Origin of the sequence: Pedobacter jejuensis, assembly GCF_003725795.1 — a bacterium.
Lineage (GTDB): Bacteria > Bacteroidota > Bacteroidia > Sphingobacteriales > Sphingobacteriaceae > Pedobacter > Pedobacter jejuensis.
In genome coordinates, this window is record NZ_RBEE01000045.1 from 191,050 (window position 1) to 217,009 (window position 25,960).

Sequence of the window (25,960 nt, forward strand, 5' to 3'; positions counted from 1 at the left end):
AAAAATCTTTAATTTTCGGGTTTTAAATCTAGTCTGCCCGAATACATGAATTTTAAATATTTAATATCAGCTTTTGCACTCTCAATAACAATCTTAACAGCCTGCAACAGTAAAAAAACTGAAGAAAAGAAGGCAGAAGATGCTAAAATAAGAGTAAAGGAAGATGATAAAGCTGATAGTTTGCTTTTAGTTTATAATCCTGAAAAAGGTGATAAATGGATTGCTGATTTTGTAGATAATCTCCATAAAAAATATAGTTTCAATGGCAATATGTTGGTGGCGAAAGATGGAAAAATCCTCTATCAAAAAGCAATTGGCTGGGCTGATTATCTTCATCGCGATAGCTTAAAAATAAACTCAGAATTCGAACTTGCTTCTATCACCAAAACTTTTACCGGAACAGCAATAATGCAATTGGTAGAAGCAGGAAAATTATCGTTAAATGATAATGTGAAAAAGTTTTTCCCAAATTTTCCATATGATGGCATTACCGTAAAGCTTTTGTTAACACACCGCAGCGGTATGATGAACTACGTTTATTTTATCGACGATATTTGGAGAAAGGAAAAACGAAACATGAAAAAAGGTGTTACCAACCAGCAAGTGATGGATGTAATTGCCGAAAAAAAACCTAATCCATATACAAAACCTGACAACCGTTTTCATTACAACAACTCCAATTTTATGGTTTTAGGTGCAATTATCGAAAAAGTAACTGGCCAGCGTTATTCGCAATATATGATGGAGCATGTATTTAAACCTGCTGGCTTAAAGCATACGCATGTGTATAGCACAACCGAATATGAAAAAATTCCGGTAGATGTTGTTGGTCATGACCGTACATGGCGTTATTCTGTAGCGCAAAATTTTCTTGATGGTCCGGTTGGCGACAAAGGAATTTATAGTACCGTACACGATTTAGTGTTGTTTGATAAATACCTGAAAAATGGAAGATTGCTAACTCAAAAAAGCTTAGATTCTGCATATAAAGGTCATAATAAACCTGTAAATGGCCACTTTAATTATGGCTACGGCTGGCGAATGTTTGATGGTGAAAAGATGGATAAAGTTGTGTATCACACAGGTTGGTGGCACGGCTTTCGCCATATTTATGTTCGTGATTTGGATAAAAACATCGTCGTTATATTCCTCGGAAATCTAACAAACGGAAGCTTAATGCATCTTGATGATTTATACAAACATCTAAAAATGCCAATAATCCGAAAAGGAGCTTATCACGGAAATGGTAGCTTACCAGGTAGCGATGAAGATTAAAAAGTTTGTCATAAAAGCAAATCTCAAAAACATTTTGCCCTAATTTCGTTTTATATAAAAAACAGTTAATACTATGTTCGATAAATTATTTGCGGCACAACAAAAGGCCGAAGAAATTAAAAAACGTTTAGATACCATATCTGTATTTGGTGAAGTAGAAAATGGAGCAATTAAAATTACAGCTACAGCAAATAAAGCCATTACTGCAGTTGCAATTGACGAAGGATTTTTGAAAACAGCTGATAAAGAAGAGTTGGAAGAGCTACTATTAACGGCAATTAACAAGGCTTTAGCTAGTGCAGAACAAGTAAGCGCTACCGAAATGCAAGCTGCTACCAATGATATGCTTGGTGGTTTAGGCGGAATGTTTGGCCAACAATAACAGAATCATCCATATAAAAATTTAAAGGTACTATCATGAAATTTACATATTATGGCCAATCTTGCTTTTTGATTGAAGCAGATGGCAAAAAATTCCTTTTCGATCCATTTATAAAACACAATCCTTTAGCAAAGGACATTGATATAACAAAGATAGAGGCTGATTATATTTTGGTAAGCCATGGTCATGGCGACCATGTTGCCGATTTAGTTGAAATCGCCAAGCAAACCGGAGCCGAAGTAATTGCAATGGTTGAAGTGGCAAAATGGATTAAAGAACAAGGCGTTGATAAAGTAACCGATATTAATTTTGGAACTCAGGATTTAGGTTTTGGTAAACTGCGTACAGTTTGGGCAGTGCACAGTAGTTCTAACCCAGATGGTAGTTATGGTGGAAATCCAGCCGGCTTTGTACTAAACTTGAGTGGAAAACAAATTTACTTTGCCGGAGATACAGCTCTTACTTTAGAAATGAAATTATTGGCAGAATTACACAATTTAGATTACGCAATTTTACCAATTGGAGGACATTATACCATGGGCGTGGATGACGCTGTAATTGCATCAAACTACATTGATTGTGACCAGATTATAGGCGTACATTATAATACCTTCCCTCCTATTAGTATTGATACCGAGGAAGCGATTGCAAAGTTTCAACGCGAAAACAAAACACTTTTACTGCCTACAATTGGCGAAACAATAACATTATAAAGCAAAAAAAAAGCGTCTCGATGTAAAATCGGGACGCTCAAATTATAAACCTAAAACTAATTCTTTTTAGCAGCAGCTTTATTTGCTTTATAACGCATATCCGCGGTACCGTCTTTTTTTGTCGGACCAACTACTTTTGTTACCGCTTTTGTCTTGTTATCCTTAAAACGCATATCAGGCGTTCCATCCGCTTTTAATTTCGATGCCGTTGTAGTTGTTTTAGTTTCTACTTTTTTAGCTTCTTGTTTTACGCCAGCTTTTACCGGGGCAGCTGTAGTTTTAACTTCTTTTTTAACGACCTTTTTTGCAGGTGCTGTAGCAGGTGTTTGAGCAAATGCTGTAGTTAAACCAAATGCTGCAATTGCGATTAAACTCAATAATTTTTTCATACTCTTTAATTTTTTGTTTTACTCGTTTATTTGTTGATATAAAATTGATTAATCGGGATGAAGTTTTGATGAAGATAGGGAAAATTTATATTTTGATATTAATTCATAGAAAAATTTATGTTTAATGTTTGTTTCATATCTACCGGTTTACCAGCTTCAGTTCCTGGTGTCCATCTAGGTGAATTGAGCATAACACGTTTGGCTTCATCAGATAAGCTATCGCTTGGCGAAGAAATAATTTTAAAATCTTTGGCTTTCCCTTCTTTATCGATGGTAATTATAAAATAAACTCTACCGGTAATATTTGCATTAATCGCTTCTTTTGGATACCTAATATTCCTACCGATGTATTTATAAAATTCTGGCATTCCTCCGGGAAAGACTGGGGGTGTTAAATCAACCAGTTGGATTTGACTTTTATCTGCGGGCAATAATGTGCCATTATTAAAATTTTTAATTGATTTCAGTTCGCCGCTTTCAGTGTAGAGTTTCCAATCGCCATCTAGCTTCCCATTAACATAGCTTCCGGCTTCCATAATATTGCCATTGGGCCAATAAGAAATGTAAGGTCCGTTTAGCATGTCCATTTTATATGTTTCTGATTCTAAAGTTTTACCTAAAGAATCATATCTTATCCACAAATCATTTTTATTTCCTTTCAGATAAACGCCTTCCAAAACAACTCTACCATTAAAATATTCCCGATAGTTGCCGTTTAAAACATTGAGCTTAGCATCAATAAAAGTTTCCTTTTTTAGTAAATCAAGGTTTTGATTAGATGTCGTTCTTATCCATGTAGAATCATCACGTTTGTAAATTTTGTAAATATTAACAGCCTTATCTTTTTTAACTTCTCTACCGCCGATGTTGGTATAACTATAAAGCGTATCGCTTTTTTGAGCAAAACTAGTTATGGCTATAAAACAAAAAATAATAGAGATTAAATATTTCATAATTAATGTGCGGCTAACCAATTTTCACCCTCGCCAATTTCTACAACGATAGGTACAGTTAATTTTATTGCATTAGTCATTTTATCTTGAATGATAGCTTTCATCACCTCTTTTTCGGATTTTAACACATCAAAAACCAACTCATCATGCACTTGCATGGTCATGGTTGATTGTAGATTTTGAGCTTTCATTTCCTTATGGATATTAATCATTGCAATTTTAATCATATCAGCTGCTGAACCCTGAATTGGTGCATTAATGGCATTTCGTTCTGCAAAGCCACGAACCGTTTGATTGGCCGAATTAATATCGCGGAGGTAACGCCTTCTGCCCATAATTGTCTCCACAAATCCGTTTTCACGAGCAAAATTCATGGTATCGCTCATGTACCTTTTTATGCCTGGATATTGCGTAAAATATTGCTCAATGATATCCGCTGCCTCTTTACGTGGAATACCTAAGTTTTGTGATAAACCAAAAGCCGACTGACCATAAATAATTCCGAAATTAACGGCTTTCGCATTTCTTCTTTGTGTGCCATCAACATCTTCTATACTTATACCATAAACTTTGGCAGCGGTTGCCGTATGGATATCGATACCTTTGCTAAAAGCATCGAGCATGTTTTCTTCTTTACTAATTTCTGCTATAATTCGTAATTCAATTTGAGAATAATCGGCTGATAATAAGATGTGGTTTTCATCTCTGGCGATAAAAGCCTTCCGAACTTCTCTACCTCTTTCGGTACGAATAGGGATGTTTTGAAGATTCGGATTATTAGAACTTAATCTACCAGTGGCAGCAACTGCTTGATTATAAGAAGTATGAACACGACCAGTTTTGGGGTTAACCATTAATGGTAACGCATCAACATAAGTAGATTTTAGTTTTTGCAACTGTCTGAAATCTAAAATATCTTTTACGATATCACTTTTCCCAGCCAGTGCGGTTAAAACATCTTCACCGGTTTGGTATTGCCCGGTTTTAGTTTTTTTAGCTTTTGGATCTAGCTGTAATTTATCGAATAAAACCTCACCAAGCTGTTTTGGAGATGCCAGATTAAATTTAATTCCAGCTTTATCGTAAACATTTTGTTCAAATTTGATGATGTCTTTCTCCAGTTCCTTTGAATACGCTTTTAGCGTTTCCATATCTATTCGTACACCTTCCTTTTCGATATCTGCCAAAACATAAACCAGTGGGTTTTCTACTTCCTCGGCAAGTTTAGCGGCATTTAATTCTTTTAATTTAGGTTCGAAAATGTGTGCCAGTTGCAAAGTTACATCGGCATCTTCTGCTGCATAATCAACCACATCAGTAACCGGAACATCACGCATTGTTCCCTGGTTTTTACCCTTCGGACCAATTAGCTTTGTAATGGAAATTGGCGAATAGCCCAGATAGTTTTCTGATAGCACATCCATTCCATGTCTGGTATCAGGATCAATAAGATAGTGCGCCAACATGGTATCAAAAAGTTTTCCTCTTACCTGTACGCCATACCATTTAAATACCAAAATATCGTATTTGGTGTTCTGCCCTATTTTTTCAATCTTTTCATTTTCCAGCACAACCCTAAATTCATCAACAATCAATTGGGCTTCTTCCCTAATTGGCGGAACAGGAATATAATAACCTTCGCCCGGTTTAATACAAAATGATAAGCCAACCAGTTCAGCCATATTAGCATCTGTACCAGTTGTTTCCGTATCAAATGAGATTCTATCCTGCGTGAGTAATAACTTAATTAAATCGGCTCGTTGTTCTGCTGTTTCAACCAGCTGATAATTGTGTTCTGTATTTTCTATCGTTTTAGCCGGAAGTTTCTCAACGGGTTCTTCTTCTTCCAGGGTGTTGGTATATTGGACGGTTTCACCGAACTGATTACCAAACATATCGGTTTGTGTGCCTTCCTGAAATTTTGCTGTGGTAACAGAAAATTCATCACCAAAAACCCGGCGACCTAAAGTTCTAAATTCTAACTCGGTAAACAGCGGTTCTAATAAATCTTTGCTTGGGTCGCATAATTCTAAACTTTCTTCATCCAACTCTACCGGAACATCTAACAAAATAGTTGCAAGCTTTTTGGAGATTAAACCCTGTTCGGCAAAATTTTCGACATTTTCTCGTTGTTTTCCTTTCAATTCGTGCGAATGGGCAATGATATTTTCCATCGAGCCATACTGCTTAATTAAAAGTTTTGCAGTTTTTTCACCTATTCCAGGAATACCCGGAATATTATCAACCGCATCTCCCCATAAACCTAAAATATCAATAACCTGAAGTACGTTTTCAATTTCCCACTTGGCCAGAATTTCCTTAACGCCCAAAATTTCCATATCGTTACCCATACGGGCAGGCTTGTAAATAAAGATATTTTCTGAAACCAATTGGGCAAAATCCTTATCGGGCGTCATACAATAAACCTGATAACCCTTTTGTTCTGCTTTTTTGGCTAGCGTACCAATAATATCATCAGCCTCATAACCATCAGAAGTAATTACAGGAATGTTAAAACCAGTAATTAATTTAATCACATAAGGCATAGCCGCAGCTAAATCTTCGGGCATTGCCTGTCGATGCGCTTTATATGCTTCGAATGATGTATGCCTTTCAGTTGGCGCATCTGTGTCAAAAACAACGGCAATATGCGTAGGTTTTTCCTTCTTAATTACATCGAGTAGCGTATTTGTAAAGCCCATCACAGCTGATGTATTAATTCCTGTCGACGTAAAACGAGGGTTTTTACTTAATGCAAAATGAGCCCTGTACATAAGCGCCATTCCATCCAAAAGAAAGAGTTTTTTATTGTTCATGTGGTAACACAGATTAAGTGATTTCACAATTAGTGATTTCACTGAAATTTATCCAAAGTTAATAATCTAAGGAAACTAAATCGCATGTATTTTAGGATTGATGTGCTAAAAGCCTTAAAATTGCGTTATCCTAAATATTGATTTACTCATGAGGAATTTATTTTTTTTAGTCACATTATTTTTCTTCAGTTTTCAGCATGCTTCTGCTCAAGATTTTATCGTTAAAAATAATGATGATGTAATTCGTGGAACCATAAAAGGCACAGATTATTTTTCTGTTTTTATTAAAGCAAATGATGAAACTGATGTGATTCTGCCTGCTAAAGACATCAAGAATTTCTTTTGGAATGGAAATACGTATTTAAGTAAAGGTTTTGCAACAGGTAAAAATTTAGAGTATCGCTTTGTAAAAGTATTAGAAATGGGTAAAGTGAACCTTTATGCTTTTGGTGGCGAAGCGTTAATGCCGGCGCAAAAACAAAAGCGAGTTAGGTTTAGTCCTTCGATTGGAATTGGAACAGGTACCGGCGGCTATGGTAGCGGAATGGGTTTAGGAGGAGGTGTTAGTATTGGTGGCGGCAGAAATAATGATAACCGACCAGCTGGTGCACCTTTAGTAAGATATTTTATAGAAAAGCCAGGCGCAGGACCGCTTCAGGAAATACCCATTAAGGCAATAACAGAAGACACAAGAAAAGCAGAGGTTAAAACTATTTTACTGCAAAAACTAGGCGACAACCCCAATTTAAAAGCTGAGGTTGAAGCCAATACCGCATTAAACAGTAAAGAGGTAACGGAAATGGTGAGAAAGTATAACCAGGATTATTAAAGATTACAGGATTTTAAGATGAAAGAGGAGATTTGAAGTTTTAAATTTTGTATAAATAATTACTATCCCTCATTTAATTCATCCCAGTATTCAACTGCTCTTCTATAATGAGGTATTACTATGCTTCCACCTACTAGGTTGGCTATCATAAAAATTTCATTCATTTCATCGCTGTTTACGCCGGCGTCATGGCATTTACCTAAATGATATTTAATGCAATCATCGCAACGTAAAACCATAGAAGCTACCAAACCAAGCATTTCTTTAGTTTTCACATTTAAAGCACCGTCTGCATACGATGTAGTATCCAATGCAAAAAAACGCTTAATATTCGTATTTGCAGTATCCATAATTCTATCGTTCATTTTTTCACGATAGCCATTAAATTCTTCTACTAACTTGCCCATATTTTATTATTAAATGAATGATTTTTGAATGAGTGAATTGTTAAGATTGTTTAAAGATTTATTTCGTCCATTGGATTCCAAAACACCACCTTGAAATTTACTACCTTATCATTTTTAACTTCAACACCTTCGGCGGCCAAAAGCATTTCCATTGTTTCTGGTGTTTCAAAATGAAACTTACCTGTTAACAAACCTGAACTATTTACAACCCGATGTGCCGGGACCGGTGGATGTGCTATGCCTGCGTAACGCATTGCATGCCCAACCATTCTGGACGATTTGGCAGCCCCTAAACTTTTGGCAATTGCACCATAAGAGCTTACCCTTCCTTTTGGAATGAGCCGGGCAATTTCATAAACCTGTTCGTAAAAATTCTTATCCACTATTGAAATGAAAATTGAATATAATTGATGTTTTTATCGTGTAGTAAATACTTCTTCTCGTAATATGTTTTAATGGATAAAACCTCATCAGCAAATTCTGAAGCATACAATTTGTCTGTGTTTTTATGAACTTTCAATCCCAGTTCTTCTACCTTTTCGCAGGTATAAGCATAAAGCTGATCGTTATCTGTTTTAAGGTTAATTTTACCTCCTGGCTTTAAAATATGTTTATATTTATTCAGGAAGCCTGGAAATGTTAACCGTTTCTTTTCTCTGCTAATTTGTGGTTGCGGATCGGGAAAGGTTATCCAAATTTCATCAATCTCAGCTTCGGCAAAATAATCCATTAAGTTTTCAATTTGAATCCTAAGAAATGCAACATTTGTTATCCCTTCTTCAATTGCAGTTTTGGCTCCTCTCCAAATCCGATTGCCTTTATAATCAATGCCAATAAAGTTTTTCTCAGGAAATAATGATGCAAGGTTAACAGAATATTCACCTTTTCCGCAAGCCAACTCCAACACAACAGGATTTTCATTTTTAAAATGTTCAACAGCCCATTTGCCTTGTAATGGTTTTCCTTCTTCTAATTGAAACACGTTTGCAAAGGTTTCTATTTCTGCAAAACGCCTAAGTTTATCTTTACCCAAAAGTTTTTTTTCAGCAAAAATAAGATTTAATTGTTTATCGATTTATTTTTCTTGAACGTATTTGAAGCTTTATTGGTAATTCATTGTATTTTTGGTGAAATTTTAAAAAAATTATCATTGGAAAAAAGTGCTAAAATATATGTTGCGGGTCACCGCGGCATGGTTGGTTCAGCCATTTATCGTAAGCTGCAAAAAGAAGGATACACTAATCTTTTAACAAAAACCTCAGCCGAATTAGATCTGCGTAATCAGCAAGCTGTAACAGATTTTTTCTCTGCCGAAAAACCCGATTATGTTTTTTTAGCAGCAGCAAAAGTTGGCGGCATAATTGCAAATAATACTTATCGTGCCGATTTTCTTTTCGAAAACCTTGCCATTCAAAACAATGTAATTCATAATGCCTATTTAACTGGTGTTAAAAAATTAATGTTTTTAGGTTCGAGTTGTATTTATCCGAAATTGGCGCCTCAGCCATTGAAGGAAGATTATCTTTTAACAGGTACTTTAGAAGAAACCAATGAACCTTATGCAATTGCGAAAATTGCAGGTATAAAAATGTGCGATGCTTATCGCGACCAGTATGGTTGTAATTTTATCTCTGTAATGCCTACAAATTTGTATGGTTACAATGATAATTATCACCCACAAAATTCGCACGTTTTACCAGCGTTAATTAGAAAGGTACATGAAGCTAAAATTAATAACGAAAAACAAGTTACGGTTTGGGGCTCGGGTTCTCCAATGCGTGAATTTTTATTTGCTGATGATTTAGCTGATGCATGTTATTTTTTAATGCAAAATTACAACGAACCAAACCTAATAAATATTGGCGTTGGGCACGATTTAACCATTAAAGATTTGGCGTTATTAATTAAAGACGTTTTAGGTTTCGAAGGTGAATTGGTTTTTGATGCAAGCAAACCTGATGGCACACCACGTAAACTAATGGATGTTACTAAACTGCATAATTTAGGATGGAAGCATCAAATCGAACTAAAAGAAGGAATAGCTTTAGCGTATAATGATTTCTTGAGCAGATATTAATGTTTATTTATAATGTGTCTTTTGTAGAGTAAATTTTACTACAAAAGACACAAAATTTTTGAAACAAGAGATTAAATTTATCCTTTGATAAACCTATCTATTTACTAAAGTGAAAAAGCCTTTAAATATGGCTGAGCGTAATCGCCCTCATCTTTAAACACAGATATTAACACCTTTTTAAGTCCAGCATTGTCTATTGGTTTACCTTTTGTTGGTGGTATTAATTCTTTTTCAGGAACGGCAATCTCTGTAACTTTCGTTGCGAACCAAGTGATATTGTCGTGTGGCAATGCTAATCCTAATATCATGCCTGGTAAGCCGGTAAAAGATTCTGGTCCACCAGAAACTGCAATTTGGTTACAATAATAAGCCACTACATAAACCGAATCCATAATAATAGCATTAGCTCTCCTACACTCATAACCTGCAATATCACGGGTTTCATCTGTAATTTTCCAGTTAATTTTACGAACGCTATCTTTAACCAGGTAAGTTGCTTCATAAACAGGTTTCTGGGTTACGCTTGTTTCCGTTTTAAAATCTGTAGCAATAACATTTTTTAAATCGGCAATGGGATTGTTATTTAGCCAATTATTAGAAACAGGTGCAGAATCATCATCGAATTTATACATGGCTTTATCGCTATTAAATCGTAATGTGCTTTTCGCGGCCTTAAACTGAGGATTATTCTTTTTATATGCTTCAAAAGCCTGTTGCATATAACTTTCGTTATCCTTATTTATTTTCTTCTTAATAAGTGCATACATATTTGATCTTTTTTCAAACTCGATAACACCATTTTTTATGAAGTGTACATTTTGTGCAAAGCCATTATTAGTTACAAAAATAATCGTGCAAATGATTGTAAGTTTTAATACTGTTTTCATGGTTAATTAGTTTTTAGATTTAACGCCGCCGCCCATTTTTGTAAAATCCCAGCTTAGTGAGAACATAAAATATCTTTTTATTGTTGTATAACTACTTTGTGTAATGTTACCATTTGAAGCAGAGCGATTAAAGCCTTGATTTTGGTTCAAAAGGTCAAATCCTGTAACGGAAGCCTTCAAATTTTGCGCCTTAAAAAATTTCTTCGCTACCGTTGCATTCCATAAAAACTGAGAAAAAGATTCGTTAAATGCCTGCGTCTTTCCTCTGTAAGTATATTCTGCATCTGAATTGATTTCGAATTTTCCCGGCAATTTTATCGAACCAGAAAAATAACCTTGGGCTCCCCAACCATTACTATTAAAAGCTTGTTGAACAGATGCTTCAGTTGTGTTATAGCTTGGGCCAGCATATAAGTAAAAGTTGTATTTACCATCTTTATATTTTGAGAAATTTATCGTTGGGCTATAAGTCATATTTTTAGTTTGATTTAGCACATTATTAATATAGTTATAAGAGGTATTACCATTCATATTAAAGCCTAAACCTGTACTAACATCAATCCCCTTAATTTTTCTTCCAAAGCTGGAATATACACTAAAGTTAGAGGGCATTTTATCCGAAATATTTACCGCTTGAAAGGTATTTTTACCCGCAGCATCTGTAAAAACATTGCTCACAATAGGATTTGAAGTAAAACTATAGTAACCACTAATATATATAGACTGGCTGCTTATTACTTTGTATGAATTATAGCTTGCATTAATACTGCTTCTAAATGAAGGTCTTAGATCAGGATTACCAAGCGTAATATTTAATGGATCTGTATTTACCCTGATAGGTTGAATTTGCTCTAAAGATGGTTGATTGGTAGTTCCATTATAATTTAATCTGAATGATTTTTGTTGAGAAAAATTATATTGGTACATGGCCTGCGGCATATAATTAACAAAGTTCCTATCGTAAGTTTTATTATTATATAGGTCTTCCTGTTTAAAGCTTACACCACTAAATTTAGAGCCTATATTAACAACTGTTTTGCCTTTTTTATAATTAAATATAGCACCACCCTGGTTTACGGTTTGATCCAATTGGTAATCGTTACTAAATTGTGTATCAAGAATATCATACCTACCTGGGATAGACTGATTAAATGATTTTCTGTCAGACCTACCAGTAATAAAATTTAAACCATAATTTAATACTACTGTAAGCGTTTTCGACAATGGTTCGGTATAAGCAATATTTGATTTAAAAACATTGTTCGTAATGTCATTAACTTTATATTGATTTACATTTGCTACACTATCTAATGTACCAGCGATATTATAGAAGCTATTTGTAGAATTCAAATAACCTTCTGTCTTGCTATCCGTAACAGATTGACTTAAATTAAGAGATAATGTGCGCCCTTTTTTCTTTAATCTTTTAGTAAGAAATGCATTTACATTAAATATTTTATCATCCCCATCATTAGTTAGTGTTCTGGCACTTGTGTTTAGTAAACTATTATCGCCCCGGGTGCTTAAAGTAGAATAATCGTTAAATGAGTTACTGTTTTTTAACGTTCCATCAATATTTACTTTTAAAGTTAGTGTCGTATCTAACTTTATTTCATACATCGCATCAAGCTTTTGTCTGAATATATCGTTATCGTAAGTTTGATTTGAAGTGTTGTTGATAATCCCTGTCGCAAGGTTGTTCTGGCTTATCGTATTTCTATCACCAACAACCCTAAGCGATCCAATTTTATAATTGGTATTAAGCACCTCTTTATCTTCGTTCCACTTGTTATCAAAATGCAATCCGCCTGTTCTGGCAACCGGAATTCCCTGCCCGTTGTATTGACCACCCCATCCTTCAAACTCATCACCACTTCCTGTAAAATAAATTCCACCATCATCACTAACTGTGGTGCCACCAGATGCGCCTAATTTCTGACTGTCTTCCCAGTTTAATCCAACCTGACCATTATTACCTAAAATTCCGTAGGCCGAAAACTTCTTTTTACCTGTAAACTTGTTGTATAAAACCTGCCCCTGGTAATAACCATCTGTACCTACGCCTCCAACAGCTTTACCAAAAAAGCCATTCTTAGCATCTTCCTTTAATTTGATATTCAGGGTTTTGGTCTTTTCACCATCATCGATACCTGTAAATGTAGCCTGGTCGCTTTTTTTATCATATAGTTGTACTTTATCAACCATATCAGCACGAATGTTTTTTGTTACCAATGTAGGGTCGTCACCGAAAAATTCTTCACCATCTACCAAAACCTTAACATTTTTTTGCCCTTGAGCGGTAATTTTACCGTCTTTATCAATTTCTATTCCTGGAAATTGTTTAATCAAATCCTCGACTTTAGAATTTGGTTCAATATTGTATGCTAGTGGATCAAATTCAGTGGTATCACCTTTAATTTTTATAGCAGCACGATTACCTTTAATAATAACATCGGCTAAAATTTGTGCTTTACCTGTCAGGCTTATCTTTCCGTATTCGATATCTTTTTTGGTAGAATCCAACGTGAAAAAATCTACAAAATCTGCATATTTTGGATAAGAAACCAGTAATATATACTTGCCGTTTCGAACGTTATTAATTTCAAAAGTTCCGTTTTCAGCGGCCCGGGTAAATTTTACCATGGTAGAATCCTTTGCGTTTAAAACGGCAATAGAGGTTCCTCCCAAGATGGTCGTTGTAGTGGTATCGATAACACGCCCTTTAATTGCGTGTTGGTTTTGTGCTTTTGCCGAGATGATACAAAAAAATAAAAAGCACAATGAGAGCATTAGTTTTTTCATAGATAGGATTTGGTTTACGCCGTGAATATAAAACTAATTTTATAGTTTATACATACATTAACATTAATTAACAAAAATGTTATAAGAATTTAATTCAGCGATTATTGTTGAGATTTTTAATGCCGATATGATTCTTTTCGTATAGATATTACAGGCGTTCGTCTATCATTTATCCGTCGTGGTATAATACAGGTAATTCTGCTGAAACGTTTTGCAGTTGTTGTCGTCTTATATTTAAAACCACCTAATAATTAGGGATTTAAAAAAGATTTATAACATATAAAATATTAAAGTCATGAAAAATTCTATCAAAAACTTATTTATTGCAGCTTTAACAGTAGCTACTTTAAGCAGTGCAACAACAATAGCAAATGCTACCGAAAATAATGCTAGCTATACCGCTTTAACTCAAGTTAAAAACATCACTAAAATTTCAGTGAGCGGAAATGTAAAATTAATCCTTGTTCAGGATGGAAAAGAAACTGTAGAGGTATATGATAAGTATTATGAAAACAATGCCTTAGTACAACAACAAGGTTCTGAACTTCGTATCAGTTCTTTTAGCAAAAATGCTTTAACTGTTATCGCTCATGTAAATAATGTATCATCTATTGAGGCTTCCAATACTTCATCGGTTACAACTTACGGATTATTCAATTTATTAAACCTTAATGTAGTATTAAAAGATAAATCGAGCGCTAATATAAATGCAAACACGGTTAATCTATCTACATTGATTAGCGATGGCACAAGCTTAAATTTAGCAGGAACCACAGAAAACCATACCATTATTTTAGGTCAAGAAGCTAAATTGAAAATGGATGATTTTGCTGCAGAAAGTACAAACATCAGTATTTCTACAAAAGCAATTTATGCGAATAATACTTCTCGCTATGCAGATATCAAAACCGACTTATTAGAAAAGTTTTTCTAATAATCTACATAAATAGTTTAGTTTTAGTTAATGATAACGGTGAAAGAGCGATTCTTTCACCGTTTTTTTTGTGCCCAGTTGTGGAAGGTATCCAAATCTTTAGTAAAAAGTCTTCGCCAAACTCACATGGAAAATTTGAATTATAAATCAAACTTTATGCCCTGCGCAAGTGGTAAGGTGTTAGAATAATTTATGGTGTTTGTTTGTCGCCTCATATATGCTCTCCAGGCATCAGAACCACTTTCTCTACCGCCGCCGGTTTCTTTTTCACCGCCAAAAGCACCACCAATTTCTGCTCCCGATGTTCCAATATTTACGTTCGCAATTCCACAATCAGAACCTTGATTAGATAGGAAAAATTCTGCTTCACGCAAATTCAAGGTCATAATTGCTGATGATAAACCTTGCGGCACACCATTTTGCAAAGTAATCGCTTCATCCAAAGTTTTGTATTTAATTAAATATAAAATTGGTGCAAAGGTTTCGTGTTGTACAATTTTATAATCATTCTTAACTTCGGCAATGCATGGTTTTACATAGCAACCGCTGCTGAAATTTTCGCCTTCTAAAACCCCACCATCAACAACAAAATTTCCACCTTCTGCTTTGCATTTTTCAATTGAATCAAGATAAGCTTTAACGGCATCTTTATCAATCAGCGGACCAACATGATTATTTTGATTTAAAGGATCTCCAATTCTTAATTGTCCGTAGGCTTTAACCAATTTTTCTTTAAAAGTATCATAAACTTTTTCATGAATAATTAACCTTCGGGTAGAAGTGCAACGTTGCCCTGCAGTACCAACAGCACCGAAAACTGCACCAATTAAACTCATATCCAAATCTGCATGTTCAGAGATAATAATTGCATTATTTCCGCCAAGTTCTAATAAACTTTTTCCTAAACGAGCACCCACAGCAGCCGCAACTGCTTTTCCCATTCTTGTAGAACCTGTTGCAGAAATTAAAGGTACGCGACCATCGTTAGTCATTAATTCACCAATCAATTTATCGCCAATAATAAGGTTTGAAACACCTTCAGGAATATCATTATCTGCCAATACTTTTGCAATAATTTTCTGGCAGGCAATTCCGGTTAAGGGCGTTTTTTCTGAAGGTTTCCAGATGCAAACATTTCCACAAACCAAGGCTAATGCAGCATTCCAGCTCCAAACTGCAACAGGAAAGTTAAATGCAGAAATAATACCTACAATACCTAAAGGATGCCATTGTTCGTACATACGATGGTTTGGACGTTCGCTATGCATGGTTAAACCATACAGCTGACGAGATAAACCAACCGCAAAATCGCAGATATCTATCATCTCCTGCACCTCGCCAAAACCTTCTTGCAAACTTTTACCCATTTCATAAGAAACAAGCGTACCTAAAGCTTCCTTATTTTGACGCAAAGCATCGCCAAGCTGTCGAACTACATCGCCCCTTTTTGGTGATGGAACTGTTCTCCAGAAAAGAAAAGCTTCTTGTGCTTTTTTAATTATCAAATCGTAATCAGCTTGATTCGCTACTTTTACTGAAGCAATTTCTTTACCGTCAACAGGTGAAGAACTTACTATAATTTCTGAATTTGATGAACCGCCCCAATTACTGCCCGTACTGTAGGCATGGTTTTCAAATTCAATTCCTAAGGTATTTAATATAGATTGAATATCTGCTTTCATGTTATGTCTTGTTACAATTTCTTTATTGTCAATAATTCAAAGCTAAGATTTACAATCATCTTTTCTCCTGGTATCAATAATATAAACAATTTGCCAGCCCTTTTCTCCTTTAACCAATTGAAAAGAATTCACGCCACAATGACTGAATTTATCGTCAACATAAAATTTATAATCTGTCCATACGCTGGCTAACGGACCATCAATTAAAACCTTTGTAAATACAATTCTTTCATCATATTTCTGTGTGTGGGGTGTGCCGATAAATTTAATGAAGTTAGATACTGGTGAGGTTTGTACAGTACTTATCCCATTTTTATTAACAATGGTTTGCATAATACTGTTCTCTGCAAATGCCGATGATGCCAATGAACTATCGCCCTTTGTCATCCCAGCAAATAAATTGTTTACCACGGCTTTAACCGAATCTTCTACTGAATTTTGTGCCATCAGTTTCTGACTAAAAAATGCACATACAAGCGCTAAAACGAATACTCTTTTCATGACTTCTGAATTACCTTTGATAAAATAAATTTATGTTATTTTTGTAAAAGAAGAGAAAAGGAACTGCTGCTACAGAATTATTTATTGATTACTCACACATTTCGATACAACTAAAATAGTTTATCTCAACGGTTTACGCCGATATTAACAAGCATTGTTAATAATTATTTTTAAAGTGCATCGGTAAATATTGTAAACTTATAATGTGTTTTTCTGCTAAATGGCACGGTTCTTTTTAATAGTATAAAGATATGGAAGAAGAATTTTTTTTTGAATCCAATGAAGATGCACAACGTTCTATCGAGCGTTACGAAGAAATGATCCGCAATAAGGACCAATACTTTTTTGATGCAGGTGCTTTTGAATACATTGTGGATTTTTACATCGAGAAAAACGATCCTGTTAAGGCTTTGCAGGTTGTAGATTATGCGGTTAGTCAACATCCTTACGCTACCGTGTTTCTAATCAAACAAGCCCACTTATTTATCCTTACAAACCATAACGAGCAAGCATTTATTGCGTTGCAAAAGGCCGAACTTTTGGAGCCTTCTGAACCTGATATTTACTTACTTCGAGGTAATATTTATCAAAATACCGAGCGCTACAGTGAAGCTTTAGAGAATTATGAAAAGGCTTTGGAATTGGCAGAAAGTACAGATGAGATTTTACTACAAATTGCCTACGTATACCAAAGCATGTCTGATTACGAAAGTGCCATTACTTACATAAAACTAAGTTTGGAGCAAAACATGGAAAATCAGGATGGCTTATACGAACTGGCTTTTTGTTATGATGTTTTAGATAAACAGGAAGAAAGCATAAAATTTTATCAGCAGTATATTGATACAGATCCATATTCTTATGCGGCCTGGTACAATTTGGGCAATAGTTTTCATAAACTTAATCTTTTTGAAAAAGCAATTGATGCTTACGATTATGCCATTCTAATTAAAGAAGATTTTAGTTCTGCATATTTTAATAAAGGTAACGCCTTGGTGCAGTTAGATAAATATGACGAGGCTATAGAAGTTTACAAACATACCTTCGAATACGAACAACCCAATGCAGATACCTATTGCGCAATTGGCGAATGTTACGAGAAATTGGAGAAAATGGATGAAGCCCGTTCTTACTACAAAAAATCGGTAAAAATGGATTCAAAAATGGCCGATGCCTGGTTTGGAATTGGCGTAACCTTGAATCATGAAGAGCGTTATTTTGAATCGTTACATTTCTACAAAAAAGCGATAGATTTAGAAGGAGAAAACCCTGATTTCTGGTTTGCAATGGCCGATGCTCATTATAAATTAAATCAAATTGAAGAATCTATTGCTGCTTATGAAAAAGTTTTAGAATATAATCCTTTAGATATAGAAGCCTGGTTGGATTTCAGTACCGTTTTGTACGAACAAGGAAAACTTTTAGAGGCATCAGAAACAATGGCTGAAGCGATTAAAAATAATCCTGAAGCCGCAGAACTATATTATAGAATGGTTGCTTATCTGTTTGCCTTAGGAAGTTATGCCGATGCGTTGGGTTATTTGGAAACCGCTTTAACAACTGACCCCGATAAACATTACATTTTATTTGAATATTTACCTCAGTTACAGGATAACAGCGCCATTATCAACGTTATAAATAGATATATCAGGTAAAAGCCCTGTGAGAAAAATTTAACAAATAATTCTCAAAATTTTTTTCACTTTTGTACGTATATGAATTACCCATTATTAAACGTTCCCGAACGTCCTGCTAAACCACGCCAAAAAGGCTACACAATGGTTATGGATAAGGGATTAAGCCTTCGCCAGGTAGAAGATTTTATTGAAGTTGCCGGCGTATACACAGACATCGTAAAATTAGGTTGGGCTACATCACATGTTACACCAAACCTTAAAGAAAAATTAGCATTATATAAAAGTGCAGGCATTCCAACTTATTTCGGCGGAACGCTTTTCGAAGCATTTATCATCCGTAATCAGTTTGAGGATTACCAACGCGTTCTGGATCAATACGGAATGGAATACGCTGAAGTATCTGATGGATCGATTGAAATTGAACATGATATAAAGTGTGGTTACATCAGCGAACTAGCCAAACAGGTTACTGTAATCTCTGAGGTAGGAAGTAAAGATGCTGCCAAAATTTTTGCTCCATACAAATGGATTAAACTTATGAAAGCTGAAATGGAAGCTGGTGCCTGGAAAGTAATTGCCGAAGCCCGTGAAGGCGGAAATGTAGGTATATATCGTGGCAGCGGTGAAGTTAGAGAAGGTTTGGTTGACGAAATTCTAACTCAAATTCCAGAAGAAAGTATTATTTGGGAAGCACCACAAAAAGAACAACAGGTTTGGTTTATTAAACTAATTGGTACCAATGTAAATTTAGGAAACATTGCGCCTGCAGAAGTTATTCCATTAGAAACCATTCGTTTAGGATTAAGAGGTGATACTTTCGATCACTTCCTTAATTTAGGTAAATAAAATATTCAAAATCGTTATTGCGAGGCATAAAGCAATCTAACAGCACTATTTTTGCTTGTTTATAAGGTTGCTTTTTGCCTCGTATTAATGTAAATATAATTATGAAAACTTACGGCTTAATAGGGTTTCCGCTTTCGCATTCATTCTCCAAAAAATATTTTACCGAAAAGTTTATCAACGAAGGTATAAAAGATCACCAATACGAGCTTTTTCCTATCGAAAGTATAAAATCATTACCAGATTTATTGGTTAAAAACCCCTCCCTCTATGGCTTAAACGTAACCATTCCTCATAAGGTTGCAGTTATGCCATTTTTGAATGATATTGAGGAAGCAGCAGAAAAAATTGGCGCCGTAAATTGTATTGCGATAAGAAGTTTTGAAGGAGAAACCTATTTAAAAGGATTTAATACCGATGCATTTGGTTTTGAAACCTCGTTAAAACCTCTGTTAGAACCTCAGCATAAAAAAGCTTTAATTTTTGGCGATGGTGGGGCGGCGAAAGCGGTAAAGTATGTTCTAGAAAAATTAAACATCCAGTTTCAGGTTGTGGTGCGCAAAGCTACGGAAGGAACAATTTTATATACCCAAGTTACCGATGAAATATTGCAATCGCATAAACTATTAATAAACACAACGCCATTGGGCATGTCTCCGAACATAGATACCTTCCCTGAAATAAATTACAATATATTAGGGAAAGACCACCTGGCTTACGATTTGGTGTATAATCCTTTAGAAACAGCTTTTTTATTGAAAGCCGCCGAACAAGGTGCTAAAACAAAAAATGGGTTAGAAATGCTTCATCAACAAGCAGAAAAAGCCTGGTGCATTTGGAATAATATATTGTAAATGACGTTATTGCATTGTTCTATATTGTACTAGAAGAAGATATGAAATTGAAATACTTTATTTTTCTCCCCTCAATGCTTCTTCTATTTTTAGCGGCTTGCCAGAACAATGATTATAGTCCAAAGCCAAAGGCCTATTTCAGAATTATTTATCCCGAAAAAAAATACCAGGAGTTTAAATCATCTTCAGCATTTAGTTTTCAATATCCGGTTTACGCTAAGATGGAAATTGATAAGGGCAAAAAGACAGAAAAAGATTGGTACAACCTCCATTTTACACAATTTAATGGCTTTCTACATTTAACGTATTACGATGTTTCGAATAAGGCTGAATACGATGAAATGGTTGAAGATGCCCATAAGCTCGCCTTTAAGCACACCATAAAAGCAAGTGCGATTGATCAGAAACTAATCAATTATCCAGATAGAAAAGTTTATGGGATTTACTACGCAATTGAGGGTAACACTGCATCGTCTGTTCAGTTTTTTTTAACCGACAGCACAAAACATTATTTTAGAGGTGCTTTGTATTTTAATGAACGACCACAATACGATTCAATTGAGCCTGTGGTTAAATTTATAAAAACAGATATTGATAAAATGATATCGACCTTTAGATGGAAAAATTAATTTTTCGAATTAAAATAGCAACATGATTAGCATAAAAATATTTACGTTTAACGCTTACAGCGAAAATACCTACGTTTTATACGATGAAACTAAAGCATGCGTAATTATCGACCCAGGCATGTACGATGGTTCAGAGCAAAACGAACTGGCAGCTTTTGTTAAAGAGAACGAACTAAAACCCGAACTACTTTTAAATACCCACTGCCATTTAGACCATGTTTTCGGTAATAAATTTGTTTTTGATACCTGGGGTTTAAAACCACAGTTTCATAAAGGTGAGCTACAAATTTTACAAGCTGTACCAGGGTATGCGCCGCAAATGGGATTTGGGAACTATGAACTTTCTCCAGAACCTGATACGTTTTTAGATGAAACAGGAACGGTAACTTTTGGTAATAGCAGCTTAGATTTAATATTTGCCCCTGGGCATTCGCCTGCTCATTTGTGCTTTTACAGCAAAGCCGATAACTTTTTAATTGGTGGCGATGTTCTGTTTTATGGAAGCATTGGTCGCACGGATTTACCCGGCGGTAATCACGATCAATTGATTAACAGTATAAAAACAAATATTTTTCCTTTACCTGCCGATTGTAAAGTTTATCCTGGTCATGGTCCATCAACAACAATCGGTTTTGAAAAAGAACATAATCCATTTTTTTGATGTTAAGTGGATGACGGTGTAATGGAACATACAGCTTAACATATTCCATTTTACGTTTTACATTATCTATCATACATTTTTCAATCTTACATTTTCCCTATATTTAGCCTGTGAATACTCCATTTTATATTGCCAAAAGGTATTTGTTTGCCAAAAAATCAACAAATGCAATCAATTTAATTTCAGGCATATCTATGGTTGGGGTAATGGTTGGTAGTGCCGCTTTGATAATTATTTTATCAGTATTTAACGGTTTAGAAGTAACCATTTTGAACATGTTTAATACCGTAACACCAGAAATTTCCATCATTCCGGCGAAGGGAAAAACTTTTAATCCTGATACCAAATACTTCAACCAATTAAAAGATAGCAAAGATGTTTATTCTTTTACTGAGGTACTGCAAGAAAATGCATTGTTAAAATACAATGATAAACAGGCTGTAGGAATGGTTAAAGGTGTAAGTTACGATTACCTGAAAAATACAAAGTTAGATAGTACCATTAAAGAAGGAAGGTTTGTTTTAAATAATAAAAGTGGATATACTTCGGTAATTGGTTCTGCTTTGCAAAGTTATTTAAATGTTAATACAGTAGATCCTTTTACAGAGTTGGAAATCTACTCTCCAAAAAAAGATATTGCAGCAAACACGCTTAACCCTGCTGATGATTTTGTAAACAAGAGCATCAGGGTTAGCGGTGTATTTGAGGTGCAGCAAGAGTTTGATAACGGCATTATCGTTCCGCTTGATTTTGCGAGAACACTTTTAGGTGAAGAAGAGAATGTTTCATCGATAGAAATATATTTGCAACCAGGTGTTGATGTAGAAAAATTTCAGGAAGAAGTTGCAGAAAAAGCTGGTTCGGCGTTTGAAGTTAGAAACCGAGCTCAGCAAAATCGTTCGCTTTATCACATTCTGAATACAGAAAAATGGGCAGTCTATATCATCCTAACCTTTATATTAATTATCGCTATTTTTAATATTATTGGCTCATTAACCATGTTGGTAATAGATAAAGTTAAGGACATTGCAATATTAAGCAGTTTAGGCGCTAGTAAATCATTGATAAAAAGAATTTTCCTGTTAGAAGGAATGATGATTACCATGTCTGGCTGTGTACTGGGATTGATAATCGGAATAATATTTTACTTCATTCAGCACAACTTTGGCATTATTAAAATGGGAGAAGATACATTGATAAGTTCTTATCCGATAGGTTTGAAATGGAAAGATTTTATTTTAGTTTTTTTTACTGTTGGCATTTTCTCATTTTTGGCATCTGCTTTGTCATCTAATTTGAGCGTAAAGAACATAGAACAAATTAATCAGTCATTATAAATTACATGAAACTATTTAAACAAGCAGGCGCATTCGTTATGCTATTTGGCGTTGCCATAACCGCTTGTAATAGAGAGGAGAAAACGGAAGCGGCCAGTAACATTAAAACTGTAAAGGGTTTGTACAGCTTCGGGCCAGAAATGAAATCGTTTACGCTTTGCGAAGACGGCAGAGAATATTGGGTGGCAGATAGTGTAAAAAACTTAGAATTATCGTACAGTAATTTAAATTTCGAAAAACCTTATGAACCCGTGTACGTAGAACTTGAGGGTTATTTTTCAAAATCTGATACCGCTACTGTAGCTGCAGATTTTGATTCTACTTTAGTAGTTACCAAAGTAATTAAGATTAGTAAAGAAATTCCGGATGGGCCTTGCGCTCAATAATATTCTATTGTAATAATCGTCATTGCCGTAGATAATTAATATCTCAGCAATGACGAATAATTTTTTACCAATAGATGCTGTAAAGTGCAACTAGTAATCCAAGAATCAGTAATGCACCTACTGCAAAACCTGTTGAGGTTTTAAACATTTTCGCATCAATTTCAAGTCCTTTAGCATTTATACCTTTTCTGCCTTCTATCATACTAATAATAAACATTCCTATTATACAAAAGATAAATACGAAGCCCATTCTATCTAAAAATGGAATTTCATACAGCATACTTCCATTTTCCTGCTTTACCAATTTAGAAAAACCTGTACTTGATAACCAAGATAAATCGCTCCATTTTGGAAGGAATTTTAAATAAAGTGAAAGTGCGAAACCACCAATTGTAGCGAACAAAGCTGCGTTTGATGTCGTCTTTTTCCAGAAAAAACCTAAAATAAACATTGCAAAAATACCTGGAGAAACAAAACCTGTATATTCCTGAATGTATTGGAAACCTCCTTTTTTATCGATGCCTAAATGTGGGGCAATTAACACACCTAAAACCATAGCCACAACGATGGCAACTTTACCTGTTAAAACCAAGTTTTTTTCAGTTGCATCAATATTTAGAACTTTCTTGTAAATATCTAACGTAAAAATGGTTGCAATACTATTTGCCTTACCTGCAAGCGATGCAACTACTGCCGCTGTTAATGCAGCAAAAGATAAACCTTTTAATCCGGCAGGTAATAAATTAAGCAGAACAGGATATGCTCTATCTGGATTTACAGAACCACCTTGCATCATCTCGGATTGAAATGCACCATCCTTATATAAAACATACGCTGCAATTCCTGGAAGCACCACAATAATCGGCATCAACAGTTTTAAAAAGGCAGCGAATAAAATACCACTTCTGGCCGTTTTTAAATCTGCACCTAATGCTCTCTGCGTAATGTATTGATTGCAGCCCCAATAGTTTAAGTTCACAATCCACATACCTCCAATAAGAACACTTAAGCCCGGCAAATCAAGGTAGTTTTCATTTTCAGGCTTTAAAATCATGTGGAAATGTTCTGATGCTTTTGATGTCATCAAGCTGTATCCTTCAAAAATTCCCTTTGTTCCGTAATGGTCTGAAACCAAATTCAGAGCTAAATATGTGGTAGCTAATCCACCGAGGATTAAGAAAAACACTTGAATTACATCTGTATAACCAATAACTTTCATCCCGCCAAGGGTAATAATTATGGCGAAGCCAGCAATGGCATACATACACAAATCGAGGCTAAAACCAGAAATGCTACTTACTGCCAATGCGCCTAAATATAGAATGGAAGTAAGGTTTACCACAATATACAAAAGCAACCAAAACACCGCCATTATCATTGCTACAGTGCCATTGTACCTTTGATGCAGGAATTGTGGCATAGTAGAAATTTTATTTTTCAGGTAAACCGGAATAAAAAATACGGCAACTACAATTAATGTTGCGGCAGCCATCCATTCGTAAGTGGCAATGGCTAAACCCATTTTAAAACCTGAGCCACTCATACCAATGAACTGCTCGGCAGAGATATTAGAAGCAATTAAAGATGCGCCAATTGCCCACCAGGTTAAGGAACCTTCGGCTAAAAAATAATCTTTAGACCCGGTTGAAGCTGATTTTTTCTTGTTGTAGATGTACAAGCCGTAAGCGGCAACAATTACAAAATAGATTAAAAAGACGATGTAATCTTTTGTATCCAGTAAGTTATTTTTCATTAATTATTAAGGATTATTTGGTTCGGAAGGCTAAATGTAATGAATCGTACAAAATAAATAGAGATTTTTAACAAAAAAATATGTTAAATAAAATCGATTTAGCTATAAAAGCGCAGAGTCATTTTCTATTTTTAAACCTCATTATATATCCTGTCAGAATAATTAATTTTGTTCAGAAATTGTTTAGCACAGAATGGTTTTCAATATGAAGAACAAAGCAACACATATTCAATCTCCTATTGCTTAACAACTAAATTTAATTACCTATGGAAGAAATAACCTGGAGCGATTTTGAAAAAGTAGAACTACGCGTAGGAACAATTATAGAAGTTAATGACTTCCCGGAAGCCAGAAAGCCAGCATGTAAATTAAAGGTTGATTTTGGTGAATTTGGTATTAAAACCAGTAGTGCTCAAATCACCAAACTGTATGCCGCAGATAATCTTTTAGGAACTCAGATTGTTGGTGTAGTTAACTTTCCGAAAAAGCAAATAGGAAAATTTATGTCAGAGTTTTTGGTAACTGGTTTCGCTGACGAAAACGGCAATATTGTTCTGACTACGGTAAATCAAAAAGTACCGAACGGTAGTAAAATGATATGAGCTATATTTGAACCATGAGTTTTTATAATTTCGAGAATAACAACCCCGAGGCCGAAGATATTCATTATATGAAATTGGCTTTAGCAGAAGCCGAAAAAGCTTTCGCAGAAGATGAAATTCCTATTGGTGCAATAGTGGTTTCAAAAAACAGGATTATAGGTAGGGGATACAACTTAACGGAACGTTTTAATGATGTTACAGCACACGCAGAGATGCAGGCCTTTACATCTGCAAGCCAAACGATTGGCGGCAAATATTTAACTGATTGCACATTATATGTTACCATAGAACCTTGCGTAATGTGTGCTGGTGCAAGTTATTGGACACAGATAAGCAGAATAGTTTATGGTGCGAGAGAAGAAAAGAGAGGATTTTTATCTAAAGGTGCTAAACTACTTCATCCCAAAACTGTATTAAAAGGTGATGTTTTAGCTGAAGAATGTGCTCAATTGATAAAAAACTTTTTCCTAAAAAAACGACAATCTTTTTAATTAGGAAACAAAATTTCAGGAAAATTACTGAAGAGAGATGATCACTAAAAAATCATTTGATGATAATAACGTGAACAAAACTTAACCTTCGAATGTTATATTTGCTACAAGAAACATATT

Annotated in this window: 26 protein-coding genes; 15 read left to right on the plus strand and 11 right to left on the minus strand. The window is 34.9% G+C overall.

Annotated elements, in window-relative coordinates; genetic code table 11:
• Nucleotides 1–45: 45 nt before the first annotated feature.
• The 3 genes from D7004_RS20075 (at nt 46) to D7004_RS20085 (ending at nt 2,370) form a co-directional block, all read left to right on the plus strand.
• The gene (locus tag D7004_RS20075) at nt 46–1,275 is read left to right on the plus strand and encodes a serine hydrolase domain-containing protein (RefSeq protein WP_123207611.1); all 1,230 of its coding nucleotides are present in this window, start codon (nt 46–48) and stop codon (nt 1,273–1,275) included.
• 73 nt (nt 1,276–1,348) lie between these two features.
• A complete protein-coding gene (locus D7004_RS20080) occupies nt 1,349–1,657 on the plus strand; it encodes a YbaB/EbfC family nucleoid-associated protein (protein WP_123207612.1) in 309 nt (102 codons plus the stop codon).
• A 35-nt stretch (nt 1,658–1,692) separates the two neighbouring features.
• Nucleotides 1,693–2,370, plus strand: a complete 678-nt coding sequence (locus tag D7004_RS20085) for a metal-dependent hydrolase (protein ID WP_123207613.1) — start codon at nt 1,693–1,695, stop codon at nt 2,368–2,370.
• A gap of 56 nt (nt 2,371–2,426) precedes the next feature.
• Here the strand turns inward: D7004_RS20085 and D7004_RS20090 are convergent, their stop codons facing one another.
• The 3 genes from D7004_RS20090 to polA all read right to left on the minus strand — a co-directional run bounded on the left by D7004_RS20090 (nt 2,427) and on the right by polA (nt 6,528).
• Entirely contained in the window at nt 2,427–2,759 is a 333-nt protein-coding gene (locus D7004_RS20090) for a hypothetical protein (protein WP_123207614.1), read from the minus strand.
• A gap of 98 nt (nt 2,760–2,857) precedes the next feature.
• Nucleotides 2,858–3,712, minus strand: a complete 855-nt coding sequence (locus tag D7004_RS20095; protein ID WP_123207615.1) for an energy transducer TonB — start codon at nt 3,710–3,712, stop codon at nt 2,858–2,860.
• 2 nt (nt 3,713–3,714) lie between these two features.
• Complete coding sequence (polA, locus tag D7004_RS20100) at nt 3,715–6,528, minus strand: DNA polymerase I (protein WP_123207616.1); 2,814 nt, start codon at nt 6,526–6,528, stop codon at nt 3,715–3,717.
• A gap of 148 nt (nt 6,529–6,676) precedes the next feature.
• Between polA and D7004_RS20105 the strand changes: the two genes are divergently transcribed.
• Nucleotides 6,677–7,357 carry a hypothetical protein gene (locus tag D7004_RS20105; RefSeq protein WP_123207617.1) on the plus strand — a complete coding sequence of 227 codons (681 nt, stop codon included), beginning with the start codon at nt 6,677–6,679 and terminating at the stop codon, nt 7,355–7,357.
• Between the two features lie 62 nt (nt 7,358–7,419).
• On the opposite strand, the gene D7004_RS20110 is transcribed toward D7004_RS20105, so the two are convergent.
• Genes D7004_RS20110 through trmB form a run of 3 tightly spaced genes read right to left on the minus strand, consistent with a single transcriptional unit; the run spans nt 7,420 to nt 8,797 of the window.
• Nucleotides 7,420–7,764: a carboxymuconolactone decarboxylase family protein gene (locus D7004_RS20110; protein WP_123207618.1), complete on the minus strand. Its 345-nt coding sequence runs from the start codon at nt 7,762–7,764 to the stop codon at nt 7,420–7,422.
• A 50-nt stretch (nt 7,765–7,814) separates the two neighbouring features.
• Nucleotides 7,815–8,147 (minus strand): MGMT family protein, encoded by a 333-nt coding sequence (locus D7004_RS20115; protein WP_123207619.1) that lies wholly within the window; start codon nt 8,145–8,147, stop codon nt 7,815–7,817.
• Nucleotides 8,147–8,797 (minus strand): tRNA (guanosine(46)-N7)-methyltransferase TrmB, encoded by a 651-nt coding sequence (trmB, locus tag D7004_RS20120; RefSeq protein WP_123207620.1) that lies wholly within the window; start codon nt 8,795–8,797, stop codon nt 8,147–8,149. The genes D7004_RS20115 and trmB overlap by 1 nt, the downstream gene beginning before the upstream one ends.
• Before the next feature lie 117 nt (nt 8,798–8,914).
• Between trmB and fcl the strand changes: the two genes are divergently transcribed.
• The gene (gene fcl / locus D7004_RS20125) at nt 8,915–9,841 is read left to right on the plus strand and encodes a GDP-L-fucose synthase (protein ID WP_123207691.1); all 927 of its coding nucleotides are present in this window, start codon (nt 8,915–8,917) and stop codon (nt 9,839–9,841) included.
• A 104-nt stretch (nt 9,842–9,945) separates the two neighbouring features.
• Here the strand turns inward: fcl and D7004_RS20130 are convergent, their stop codons facing one another.
• Both D7004_RS20130 and D7004_RS20135 read right to left on the minus strand, forming a co-directional pair.
• Complete coding sequence (locus D7004_RS20130; RefSeq protein WP_123207621.1) at nt 9,946–10,728, minus strand: GLPGLI family protein; 783 nt, start codon at nt 10,726–10,728, stop codon at nt 9,946–9,948.
• A gap of 6 nt (nt 10,729–10,734) precedes the next feature.
• A complete protein-coding gene (locus D7004_RS20135; RefSeq protein ID WP_123207622.1) occupies nt 10,735–13,530 on the minus strand; it encodes an outer membrane beta-barrel family protein in 2,796 nt (931 codons plus the stop codon).
• A gap of 295 nt (nt 13,531–13,825) precedes the next feature.
• On the opposite strand from D7004_RS20135, the gene D7004_RS20140 reads away from it, so the two are divergent.
• On the plus strand, nt 13,826–14,464 hold the full coding sequence (locus D7004_RS20140) for a GIN domain-containing protein (protein ID WP_123207623.1): 639 nt from the start codon (nt 13,826–13,828) through the stop codon (nt 14,462–14,464).
• A gap of 140 nt (nt 14,465–14,604) precedes the next feature.
• On the opposite strand, the gene amaB is transcribed toward D7004_RS20140, so the two are convergent.
• Both amaB and D7004_RS20150 read right to left on the minus strand, forming a co-directional pair.
• Complete coding sequence (gene amaB / locus D7004_RS20145) at nt 14,605–16,146, minus strand: L-piperidine-6-carboxylate dehydrogenase (RefSeq protein WP_123207624.1); 1,542 nt, start codon at nt 16,144–16,146, stop codon at nt 14,605–14,607.
• Nucleotides 16,147–16,188: 42 nt separating this feature from the next.
• Nucleotides 16,189–16,647, minus strand: a complete 459-nt coding sequence (locus D7004_RS20150; protein ID WP_123207625.1) for a nuclear transport factor 2 family protein — start codon at nt 16,645–16,647, stop codon at nt 16,189–16,191.
• A 251-nt stretch (nt 16,648–16,898) separates the two neighbouring features.
• Here D7004_RS20150 and D7004_RS20155 point away from each other — a divergent pair, with 251 nt between their 5' ends.
• The 7 genes from D7004_RS20155 (at nt 16,899) to D7004_RS20185 (ending at nt 22,994) form a co-directional block, all read left to right on the plus strand.
• The gene (locus D7004_RS20155) at nt 16,899–18,302 is read left to right on the plus strand and encodes a tetratricopeptide repeat protein (protein WP_123207626.1); all 1,404 of its coding nucleotides are present in this window, start codon (nt 16,899–16,901) and stop codon (nt 18,300–18,302) included.
• A gap of 60 nt (nt 18,303–18,362) precedes the next feature.
• On the plus strand, nt 18,363–19,130 hold the full coding sequence (locus tag D7004_RS20160) for a phosphosulfolactate synthase (RefSeq protein WP_123207627.1): 768 nt from the start codon (nt 18,363–18,365) through the stop codon (nt 19,128–19,130).
• A gap of 101 nt (nt 19,131–19,231) precedes the next feature.
• Entirely contained in the window at nt 19,232–19,981 is a 750-nt protein-coding gene (locus D7004_RS20165) for a shikimate dehydrogenase family protein (RefSeq protein WP_123207628.1), read from the plus strand.
• Nucleotides 19,982–20,022: 41 nt separating this feature from the next.
• The gene (gldD, locus tag D7004_RS20170) at nt 20,023–20,610 is read left to right on the plus strand and encodes a gliding motility lipoprotein GldD (protein WP_123207629.1); all 588 of its coding nucleotides are present in this window, start codon (nt 20,023–20,025) and stop codon (nt 20,608–20,610) included.
• Nucleotides 20,611–20,632: 22 nt separating this feature from the next.
• Nucleotides 20,633–21,271 carry an MBL fold metallo-hydrolase gene (locus D7004_RS20175; protein ID WP_123207630.1) on the plus strand — a complete coding sequence of 213 codons (639 nt, stop codon included), beginning with the start codon at nt 20,633–20,635 and terminating at the stop codon, nt 21,269–21,271.
• A gap of 110 nt (nt 21,272–21,381) precedes the next feature.
• Nucleotides 21,382–22,608: an ABC transporter permease gene (locus tag D7004_RS20180; protein WP_167459544.1), complete on the plus strand. Its 1,227-nt coding sequence runs from the start codon at nt 21,382–21,384 to the stop codon at nt 22,606–22,608.
• Nucleotides 22,609–22,613: 5 nt separating this feature from the next.
• The gene (locus D7004_RS20185) at nt 22,614–22,994 is read left to right on the plus strand and encodes a hypothetical protein (protein ID WP_123207631.1); all 381 of its coding nucleotides are present in this window, start codon (nt 22,614–22,616) and stop codon (nt 22,992–22,994) included.
• A 64-nt stretch (nt 22,995–23,058) separates the two neighbouring features.
• Here D7004_RS20185 and D7004_RS20190 read toward each other — a convergent pair whose 3' ends face one another.
• Nucleotides 23,059–24,747, minus strand: a complete 1,689-nt coding sequence (locus D7004_RS20190) for a sodium/sugar symporter (protein WP_123207632.1) — start codon at nt 24,745–24,747, stop codon at nt 23,059–23,061.
• 266 nt (nt 24,748–25,013) lie between these two features.
• Here D7004_RS20190 and D7004_RS20195 point away from each other — a divergent pair, with 266 nt between their 5' ends.
• Together D7004_RS20195 and D7004_RS20200 are read left to right on the plus strand one after the other, a co-directional pair.
• A complete protein-coding gene (locus D7004_RS20195) occupies nt 25,014–25,349 on the plus strand; it encodes a tRNA-binding protein (RefSeq protein WP_123207633.1) in 336 nt (111 codons plus the stop codon).
• 14 nt (nt 25,350–25,363) lie between these two features.
• A complete protein-coding gene (locus tag D7004_RS20200) occupies nt 25,364–25,840 on the plus strand; it encodes a nucleoside deaminase (protein ID WP_123207634.1) in 477 nt (158 codons plus the stop codon).
• Nucleotides 25,841–25,960 lie beyond the last annotated feature (120 nt).

What these genes read in the sequence shown, in the direction of transcription:
- D7004_RS20150 (WP_123207625.1), bottom strand. Translation starts at nt 16,647, where the DNA reads ATGAAAAGAGTATTCGTTTTAGCGCTTGTATGTGCATTTTTTAGTCAG.
- D7004_RS20195 (WP_123207633.1), top strand. Translation starts at nt 25,014, where the DNA reads ATGGAAGAAATAACCTGGAGCGATTTTGAAAAAGTAGAACTACGCGTA.
- D7004_RS20175 (WP_123207630.1), top strand. Translation starts at nt 20,633, where the DNA reads ATGATTAGCATAAAAATATTTACGTTTAACGCTTACAGCGAAAATACC.
- D7004_RS20165 (WP_123207628.1), top strand. Translation starts at nt 19,232, where the DNA reads ATGAAAACTTACGGCTTAATAGGGTTTCCGCTTTCGCATTCATTCTCC.
- D7004_RS20095 (WP_123207615.1), bottom strand. Translation starts at nt 3,712, where the DNA reads ATGAAATATTTAATCTCTATTATTTTTTGTTTTATAGCCATAACTAGT.
- D7004_RS20160 (WP_123207627.1), top strand. Translation starts at nt 18,363, where the DNA reads ATGAATTACCCATTATTAAACGTTCCCGAACGTCCTGCTAAACCACGC.
- D7004_RS20075 (WP_123207611.1), top strand. Translation starts at nt 46, where the DNA reads ATGAATTTTAAATATTTAATATCAGCTTTTGCACTCTCAATAACAATC.
- D7004_RS20200 (WP_123207634.1), top strand. Translation starts at nt 25,364, where the DNA reads ATGAGTTTTTATAATTTCGAGAATAACAACCCCGAGGCCGAAGATATT.
- D7004_RS20185 (WP_123207631.1), top strand. Translation starts at nt 22,614, where the DNA reads ATGAAACTATTTAAACAAGCAGGCGCATTCGTTATGCTATTTGGCGTT.
- D7004_RS20085 (WP_123207613.1), top strand. Translation starts at nt 1,693, where the DNA reads ATGAAATTTACATATTATGGCCAATCTTGCTTTTTGATTGAAGCAGAT.
- D7004_RS20130 (WP_123207621.1), bottom strand. Translation starts at nt 10,728, where the DNA reads ATGAAAACAGTATTAAAACTTACAATCATTTGCACGATTATTTTTGTA.
- gldD (WP_123207629.1), top strand. Translation starts at nt 20,023, where the DNA reads ATGAAATTGAAATACTTTATTTTTCTCCCCTCAATGCTTCTTCTATTT.
- D7004_RS20135 (WP_123207622.1), bottom strand. Translation starts at nt 13,530, where the DNA reads ATGAAAAAACTAATGCTCTCATTGTGCTTTTTATTTTTTTGTATCATC.
- amaB (WP_123207624.1), bottom strand. Translation starts at nt 16,146, where the DNA reads ATGAAAGCAGATATTCAATCTATATTAAATACCTTAGGAATTGAATTT.
- D7004_RS20090 (WP_123207614.1), bottom strand. Translation starts at nt 2,759, where the DNA reads ATGAAAAAATTATTGAGTTTAATCGCAATTGCAGCATTTGGTTTAACT.
- D7004_RS20140 (WP_123207623.1), top strand. Translation starts at nt 13,826, where the DNA reads ATGAAAAATTCTATCAAAAACTTATTTATTGCAGCTTTAACAGTAGCT.
- D7004_RS20190 (WP_123207632.1), bottom strand. Translation starts at nt 24,747, where the DNA reads ATGAAAAATAACTTACTGGATACAAAAGATTACATCGTCTTTTTAATC.
- D7004_RS20080 (WP_123207612.1), top strand. Translation starts at nt 1,349, where the DNA reads ATGTTCGATAAATTATTTGCGGCACAACAAAAGGCCGAAGAAATTAAA.
- D7004_RS20110 (WP_123207618.1), bottom strand. Translation starts at nt 7,764, where the DNA reads ATGGGCAAGTTAGTAGAAGAATTTAATGGCTATCGTGAAAAAATGAAC.
- polA (WP_123207616.1), bottom strand. Translation starts at nt 6,528, where the DNA reads ATGAACAATAAAAAACTCTTTCTTTTGGATGGAATGGCGCTTATGTAC.
- D7004_RS20105 (WP_123207617.1), top strand. Translation starts at nt 6,677, where the DNA reads ATGAGGAATTTATTTTTTTTAGTCACATTATTTTTCTTCAGTTTTCAG.
- D7004_RS20155 (WP_123207626.1), top strand. Translation starts at nt 16,899, where the DNA reads ATGGAAGAAGAATTTTTTTTTGAATCCAATGAAGATGCACAACGTTCT.